This window comes from Flavobacterium sp., assembly GCF_040382755.1.
Classification (GTDB): domain Bacteria; phylum Bacteroidota; class Bacteroidia; order Flavobacteriales; family Flavobacteriaceae; genus Flavobacterium.
The window spans coordinates 1-7,319 of the sequence record NZ_JBEIET010000101.1 but is presented as its reverse complement, the minus strand read 5'-3'; the positions used below and the strand labels follow the sequence as shown (position 1 = coordinate 7,319).

Genomic DNA, 7,319 nt, shown 5'->3' with positions numbered 1-7,319 from the left:
GATATTATTCGAAATTTACCAGATAGAAACGTGCTTTTTATTTCTAACCATCAAACGTATTTTGCAGATGTAACCGCTATGTTTCACGTGTTTAACGCAGCTTTAAAAGGACGGGAAAATAATATTAAAAATGTATTTTACTTGTGGCAGCCGAAATTAAATATTTATTACGTTGCAGCTAAAGAAACAATGCAAGAAGGTTTGTTGCCAAGAATTTTAGCTTATGTTGGTGCTATTACTGTAGAACGAACTTGGCGTGCTGAAGGTAAAGATGTGCAAAGAGATGTGAATCCGAATGATACTGAAAATATTAAAATAGCATTAGAAGATGGTTGGGTAATTACATTTCCGCAAGGAACTACTCGTTCTTTTAAACCAGTACGAAAAGGAACAGCACATATTATTAAACAACACAAACCAATTGTTGTACCAATAGTAATAGATGGGTTTAGAAGATCATTCGATAGAAAAGGATTATTTGTAAAGAAAAAAGGGATATTACAATCAATGGAAATTAAACCGCCATTAGATATAGACTACGAGAATGATTCTATTGAAAAAATCGTTGAACAAATAGAATATGCGATTGAACAACACGCTTCGTTTTTAAAAGTAATTCCTCAGGAAGATTTAGAAGAAGCTACTAAATTAGATAGAGAACGTCAATGGAAATATTAAAAAAAGTCCTGATAAAATTTTATCAGGACTTTTTTTTAATACTCTATTTTTTGTAATTCATTATAATTTCGCTTTAATCTTTTCATAAAAAATCCATAAATCAATCGGTAGAAAAGCCAAATCATGAATGTAAAGACTAAAATAAAAATAAAATAAATCCCAAAAACTAAAACGTAACCTTTGTTTGAATTTTCTCCAAAACGATTTATAATTTCTTGAAGTTTTGGTTCGTACATTGTTTGAGCTACAAATGCTACAATTAATATAAAACCTATCATTAATAAATTATATGTTACATATTGTTTCACAGTTTTTCTGGAATCTATAATGTTTTTAAGTAAATGATTTACTGAATCAATTGCATTTATTTTTTTATAATTGGTGTAAAATCTGTATATAAAATATATAATTACTGCATAATTAATTATAGAAATAATCACCATAAATGTTTTTAAATGATACTTATTAAGCATTTTCCAATAGGTGTCGTTATTTGTTAAGAAGCCTAAACTTGTCCACAAAATAATTTCTAAAATACTAATAATAAAAATCCATTTTACAATAGAAGATGAACTTTTGTGCAACATTCCGTAAATTTCATTTTCAGAAACTTGTTTAAATTGCCCATCGTTTTTCTTCCAATCTTTTTTTAATAATTCTAATTCATCCATAAGTTACGGATTTAATGTTTTTTTAAGTTTCCCTTTAATTCTGTTCATTTTCACACGTGCATTCACTTCGCTAATCCCCAGTGTTTCTGATATTTCAGTGTAATCTTTGTCTTCTAAATATAAAAACATCAAAGCTTTGTCAATGTCATTTAACTCCGCAATGGCTTTATACATTAGTTTTAATTGTTCTTCTTCTTCAAAATTATATTCATCTGTATTGATACGATGAAATTCTGAGTCAAAAGGCGTAGTTTCAATACTTCTTTTCTTTTTGCGATATAAAGTAATTGCTGTATTTAGTCCTACACGATAGGCCCAAGTAGTAAATTTTGATTCCCCTCTAAATTTCGGAAACGCTTTCCATAACTGAATAGTAATTTCTTGAAACAAATCATTATGCGCGTCTTGATCAGAAGTATAAAGTCTACAAATTTTGTGGACAATATTCTGATTTGCCTTGAGTTGTTTTACAAAATTATCTTCCGTTTCCGATATCATATAGTATATGTAGTGATGTTTTCGATTTTGTTACAAAGATGGTAAACAAATTTTAATTTCATTTATCAATTATAGAATTTTAAATATTTTATTTATTTCTTTAATTGGTGTTCCAAAATACCATAATATAGCTTAAATTTGTAATTATACATTCCAGATAGAGTTTAAATAATATGATTACAGAACAACAATTTCAAACCGAATTAAATTTAATCATTTCCAATGCAATAAGAGAAGATGTTGGCGATGGTGATCACAGTTCATTAGCTTGTATTCCAGCTTCAGCGCAAGGTAGTGCAAAGCTTTTAGTAAAAGATAACGGAATTATAGCGGGTGTAGAATTTGCCAAAATGGTATTCAACTATGTAGATGCAAACCTTAAAGTTGAAATTTTTATTAAAGATGGAACTGAAGTGAAGTTTGGCGATATCGTTTTTCACGTGCACGGAAGTTCTCAATCCATATTAAAAGCAGAACGATTGGTTTTAAACAGTATGCAACGAATGAGTGCAATAGCAACAAAAACTAAAAGTTATGTCAAATTAATTGAAGGAACTGGTGCGAAAATTTTAGATACTCGTAAAACAACACCTAATTTTAGAGCTTGTGAAAAATGGGCCGTAAAAATTGGAGGTGGCGAAAATCATCGATTTGCATTGTACGATATGATTATGCTAAAAGACAATCATAACGATTTTGCTGGCGGAATTACTGCTTCAATTGCGAAAACCAAACAATATTTAAAAGAGCATAATAAAGATTTAAAAATTATCGTAGAAGCCAGAAGTATAAAAGAAGTTGAAGAAATATTAAAAGCTGGTGGTGTGTATCGAATTTTGTTAGATAATTTTGATTTTGAAACAACAAAAAAAGCAGTTCACGTTATCGGAAATCAATGTTTAACAGAATCTTCTGGAAATATTAACGAAAACACAATTAGAGATTACGCTTTATGTGGCGTAAATTATATTTCGTCTGGCGCTTTAACGCATTCTGTTCATAATATGGATTTGAGCTTAAAAGCAATTTAAATTACAAGATCAATAACACAGATTTAATGAGTTTTTCTAATCCGTGTATACCAAAATGCGTACCAATTTATGAACATCAATAAAGAAACCATAAAATCTAAACCAATAGTAAAACAAGTAATTTTACTACTTCAAAAAATTCAGTTTCCAAGTTTAAAAGGAACTTCGTTGTATGATGTAATAAAATTATATCTCTTTGGAATTATTTCAGGCGGAGTTACCCATCGAGCAAGTGCTATTGCTTTTAGTTTTTTTATGGCACTTTTTCCGTTTGCTTTATTTTTATTAAACTTAATTCCATTTATTCCTTTAGATAATTTTCAAAACGATTTTTTAGTATTTGTATCTCAAAGTGTTCCTCCTAATACGTATGATGCCATTGAAACTATTTTAAAAGATATTTTAAATAATAGTTATAAAGGCTTGTTGTCTTCAGGGTTTTTATTATCCATTTTTTTAATGTCAAATGGTATTAATGCCTTGCTTGATGGATTTGAAATGTCTAAAAATATAAGTATAAAAAGAGGCTACTTTAGTCAATATCTTATTGCGATTGCACTATCAATAGTAATTGCATTTTTATTATTGTTAACCGTCGCGATATTAATTTTTGTAGCTGTATTAATTCATCAAATTGAATCACAAAGTGGCTACATTTCTAAAATCCCATTAATTGAATCAACAAGATACTTATTTGTGATACTTATGATTTTGATTATCACATCTACACTGTATAAATTTGGCACAAAAGAGACCAAACAAATTTCTTTTATAAGTTGTGGTTCTGTAATGACAACCGTTTTATTTGTTTTAACTTCTTATTTATTTGGAATTTATGTAGAAAAATTTGCCAGATATAACGAGTTGTATGGGTCTATTGGAACACTTCTGGTAATGATGTTTTACTTATGGTTAAACTGCATATTAATTTTATTAGGATTCGAATTAAATGCATTCATATTCCAATTGAAAACTTCTAAAAAAGAATAAATTAGTAGGAAGAAATAAAAATTAAGTGTAACTTAGCGACATCAAAAATTAAAATTAACTATTATGAAAAAACAAATTTTCACATTATTTATTGCTTTAACAGCAGTTTTCGCTTCAGCACAAAAAACAATTGGCGACGTTAAAGTTGATGCTAAACTTTCTGTAGAAGGGCAAAATCTTACTTTAAACGGTGCCGGAACAAGAGAAAAAATGTTCATGGACATGTATGTTGGTTCATTGTACGTCACTAAAAAATCTACAGATGGAAACGCAATTTCTGCAGCTAATGAAGCTATGGCAATTAAATTGAATATCGTTTCAGGTTTAATTTCTTCTGAAAAAATGATTACTGCAATCAATGAAGGCTTTGAGAATTCAACAGGTAAAAAAACAGCACCTTTAAAAGCAAAAATTGATAAATTCAAAGGCTTTTTTAAAGATGTAATTAACAAAAAAGATGTTTTTATTATAGTTTATGTTCCTAATGAAGGCGTTTCAGTTTACAAAAACGGTACCAAAAAAGGAACAATAGAAGGTATGGACTTCAAAAAAGCATTATTCGGAATTTGGTTAGGAAACAAACCTGCAGATGACGATTTAAAAGCAGGAATGCTTGGAAAATAATAAAAAAAATCCCGTCTAAATGGCGGGATTTTTTTTGCTAATTTATCCGTGATACACTCTGGAAAAAATTATTTTACCAGCTTCAATTTCTAAAACTTCTGCAACAAGCATATCTTCTTCGCCTTCAACTTGTCTAACATATTCCATAAACACCCTGTTATTGTTGGATGTTAACGAAGTCACTTTATAGTATAAAGTAGGAAGTCTGTCAAACGCATCATTCCACCAAATTCTTAATTCGCTTTTTTCTTTAATTAAACCATTGGTTTCTGGTTTTCTTATCTTTAATTTTGGGCTAAAGTGCGTGGCTGTTTCATCATATAAATATAATAAATCATCAAGGTTGTGCGAGTTAAATGCCTCAAACCATTTTTTGGCTATAGCTTCATTTTCCAACATCATATTACGACTAAAAAATGTTATTTAAAATAAGAAAAATCGTGATTATTTTCAATTTTTAACAATGTTTCGTAAATTAATTTAATTACATTTTCAACATCTTCTTTCTGAACCATTTCTACTGTAGTGTGCATATATCGTAATGGTAATGAAATTAATGCACTTGGCACACCGCCATTACTATATGCAAAAGCATCCGTGTCTGTGCCAGTTACTCTTGATGTAGCATTTCGCTGAAACGGAATTTTCTTTTCTTCTGCAGTATCAGTTATTAATTCTCGTAACTTATTTTGTACAGCAGGAGCGTATGCAATAACTGGACCTTTTCCCATTTTAATATCACCTTGAATTTTTTTATCAATCATTGGTGTAGAGGTGTCGTGTGTTACATCTGTTACGATGGCAATATTAGGCTTAATGCTTTGCGTAATCATTTCTGCGCCTCTTAAGCCAATTTCTTCTTGTACAGCATTTACAATATACAATCCAAAAGGAAGTAATTTTTTGTTTTCTTTTAAAAGTCGGGCCACTTCAGCAATCATAAAACCACCCATTCTATTATCAATGGCTCTACAAACAAATTTGTTTCCATTTAAAATTTCAAAACCATCTGGATAAGTAATTACACATCCTACGTGAACGCCTAAATCTTCTACTTCTTGTTTGGTGCTACAACCGCAGTCAATAAAAATATTTTCTACTTTTGCCGTTTCTTCTTTTCCAGCAATTCTTGTATGAATAGCAGGCCATCCAAAAACACCACGTACAATTCCTTTTTTGGTATGAATATTCACGCGTTTTGAAGGCGCGGTTTGATGATCACTTCCTCCGTTTCTTATTACATAAATCAATCCGTCATCAGTAATATAATTCACATACCACGAAATTTCATCACTATGTCCTTCAATTACCACTTTAAATGGAGCGTCTGGATTGACAATTCCAACTGCAGTACCATAATTATCGGTAATAAAAGTATCCACATACGGTTTTAAATAATTCATCCATAATTTCTGTCCTTCACTTTCATAACCTGTTGGCGATGCGTTATTTAAATACGATTCTAAAAATGCAATCGAACTATCTTTTAAAATACTTTTCATAAAATTCAAACTTTTTTTGCTAAAATAAAAAATTGGCATCTAACTTGCTAATAAAATTTATAATTTTACACTTTAATATATACGATATGGTACGTACTATTTTTATAACACTTTTGTTTTTAAATTTTTTATCACTTTCTGCACAAGAAGGAGAAGGTTCGGGTGTGTCCGATACTATAGAATACATTAAAGATTCAGATACTATACGAGAAATAATAATTGAAGAGGTCACTATTTCTGATGAAAATACTGTAAAACTTACAAAAGCAGAACGCGAACAAATAAAACTACTCGAGTTTAGAGTCCGAGTAGTATATCCATATGCAAAATTAACTGCCGAAAAGTTAATGCAAATTAATGCTACAATGGCAAAGTTAAAATCTCCAAAAGAAAAAAGAAAATATTTTAAGCTTGTAGAAAAGTACTTAAATGAAGAGTTCGAACCAAAGCTTAAAAAATTATCTCAAAAACAAGGGCAAATTTTAGTCAAACTTATTAATCGTCAAACCGGACAAACCACTTTCGATTTAATTAAGAATTACAAAAGTGGCTGGAAAGCTTTTTGGTCTAACAATACCGCAAAATTATTCAATATCGATCTAAAGAAAACGTATGATCCTATGGAAGTCCCAGAAGATTTTTATATTGAATCCTATCTTCAACGTGCTTTCGATGAAGGCAAATTAGCAAAACAAGAAGCTAAAAAACCAATTTCAGAATCCGAATTAAGAGTAAATTGGGCAGCAAAAAATAAAGAAAAAGTAAAACTTAATTAGCAGCTCTTTCCTGCTCTCCGCTATATCTTTTTGCCTAGTGGACTTTGAAAATAAAGCCCACTATACAAAAAGGATGCCGCTACGATCAGGGCTATGGGCCTTATTTTTTCAGTTGAATTCCCCCGCAAAACTTTTTTATCAAGATTTCTTGCTATGTAACTTATTGTGCTTCAGAAGCTAAGAAAATACTTTAAAAAAAGATAGCAATAAGGTTAGGAAATCCGAATAAAGTTGTTAGTTTTGCACCCGCATTCAGAGCGACGTTCTTTATTAAACAATACTTAAATCCTACGAATTTTATTTTTGATAAAAGGATAAAAAAAGATTTGGTAATTAGTAAATAAAGATGTTATCTTTGCACCCCGCAGAAGAAAAGTTCATTTACAATTTAGTTACAACAAAACGGAGATACAATTTTCTCAAAAAAAAGTGTATTAAAGTTTTGGTAATAAAAAAAAAGGTTCTACTTTTGCACCCGCTAACTCAAAGAGAAGGCAAAAAATAAGAGAATAAGTTCATAGACATATTGGATTGACAGCATATAAGAAT

General features: G+C 30.0%; 9 protein-coding genes. 5 read left to right on the top strand and 4 right to left on the bottom strand.

The window, feature by feature from the left end:
* The coding region (locus ABWO04_RS08825) for a lysophospholipid acyltransferase family protein (RefSeq protein WP_353079243.1) at positions 1-678 on the top strand (678 nt) is incomplete at its 5' end.
* A 35-nt stretch (positions 679-713) separates the two neighbouring features.
* Here the strand turns inward: ABWO04_RS08825 and ABWO04_RS08820 are convergent.
* Positions 714-1,349 carry a DUF8845 family protein gene (locus ABWO04_RS08820; protein WP_353079241.1) on the bottom strand — a complete coding sequence of 212 codons (636 nt, stop codon included), beginning with the start codon at positions 1,347-1,349 and terminating at the stop codon, positions 714-716.
* A 3-nt stretch (positions 1,350-1,352) separates the two neighbouring features.
* The gene (locus tag ABWO04_RS08815; RefSeq protein ID WP_353079239.1) at positions 1,353-1,847 is read right to left on the bottom strand and encodes an RNA polymerase sigma factor; all 495 of its coding nucleotides are present in this window, start codon (positions 1,845-1,847) and stop codon (positions 1,353-1,355) included.
* 173 nt (positions 1,848-2,020) lie between these two features.
* Here ABWO04_RS08815 and nadC point away from each other — a divergent pair, with 173 nt between their 5' ends.
* The 3 genes from nadC (at position 2,021) to ABWO04_RS08800 (ending at position 4,492) form a co-directional block, all read left to right on the top strand.
* Complete coding sequence (gene nadC, locus ABWO04_RS08810; protein WP_353079237.1) at positions 2,021-2,878, top strand: carboxylating nicotinate-nucleotide diphosphorylase; 858 nt, start codon at positions 2,021-2,023, stop codon at positions 2,876-2,878.
* Positions 2,879-2,947: 69 nt separating this feature from the next.
* Positions 2,948-3,868, top strand: coding sequence for a YihY/virulence factor BrkB family protein (locus tag ABWO04_RS08805; RefSeq protein WP_353079235.1), 921 nt, complete (start codon positions 2,948-2,950; stop codon positions 3,866-3,868).
* Positions 3,869-3,931: 63 nt separating this feature from the next.
* The gene (locus ABWO04_RS08800) at positions 3,932-4,492 is read left to right on the top strand and encodes a chalcone isomerase family protein (protein WP_353079233.1); all 561 of its coding nucleotides are present in this window, start codon (positions 3,932-3,934) and stop codon (positions 4,490-4,492) included.
* A 42-nt stretch (positions 4,493-4,534) separates the two neighbouring features.
* Here ABWO04_RS08800 and ABWO04_RS08795 read toward each other — a convergent pair whose 3' ends face one another.
* Together ABWO04_RS08795 and ABWO04_RS08790 are read right to left on the bottom strand one after the other, a co-directional pair.
* Positions 4,535-4,894: a nuclear transport factor 2 family protein gene (locus tag ABWO04_RS08795; protein WP_353079231.1), complete on the bottom strand. Its 360-nt coding sequence runs from the start codon at positions 4,892-4,894 to the stop codon at positions 4,535-4,537.
* A gap of 17 nt (positions 4,895-4,911) precedes the next feature.
* On the bottom strand, positions 4,912-5,994 hold the full coding sequence (locus ABWO04_RS08790; protein WP_353079229.1) for a M42 family metallopeptidase: 1,083 nt from the start codon (positions 5,992-5,994) through the stop codon (positions 4,912-4,914).
* Positions 5,995-6,080: 86 nt separating this feature from the next.
* Here ABWO04_RS08790 and ABWO04_RS08785 point away from each other — a divergent pair, with 86 nt between their 5' ends.
* Positions 6,081-6,770, top strand: a complete 690-nt coding sequence (locus ABWO04_RS08785; protein ID WP_353079227.1) for a DUF4294 domain-containing protein — start codon at positions 6,081-6,083, stop codon at positions 6,768-6,770.
* Positions 6,771-7,319: the final 549 nt, after the last annotated feature.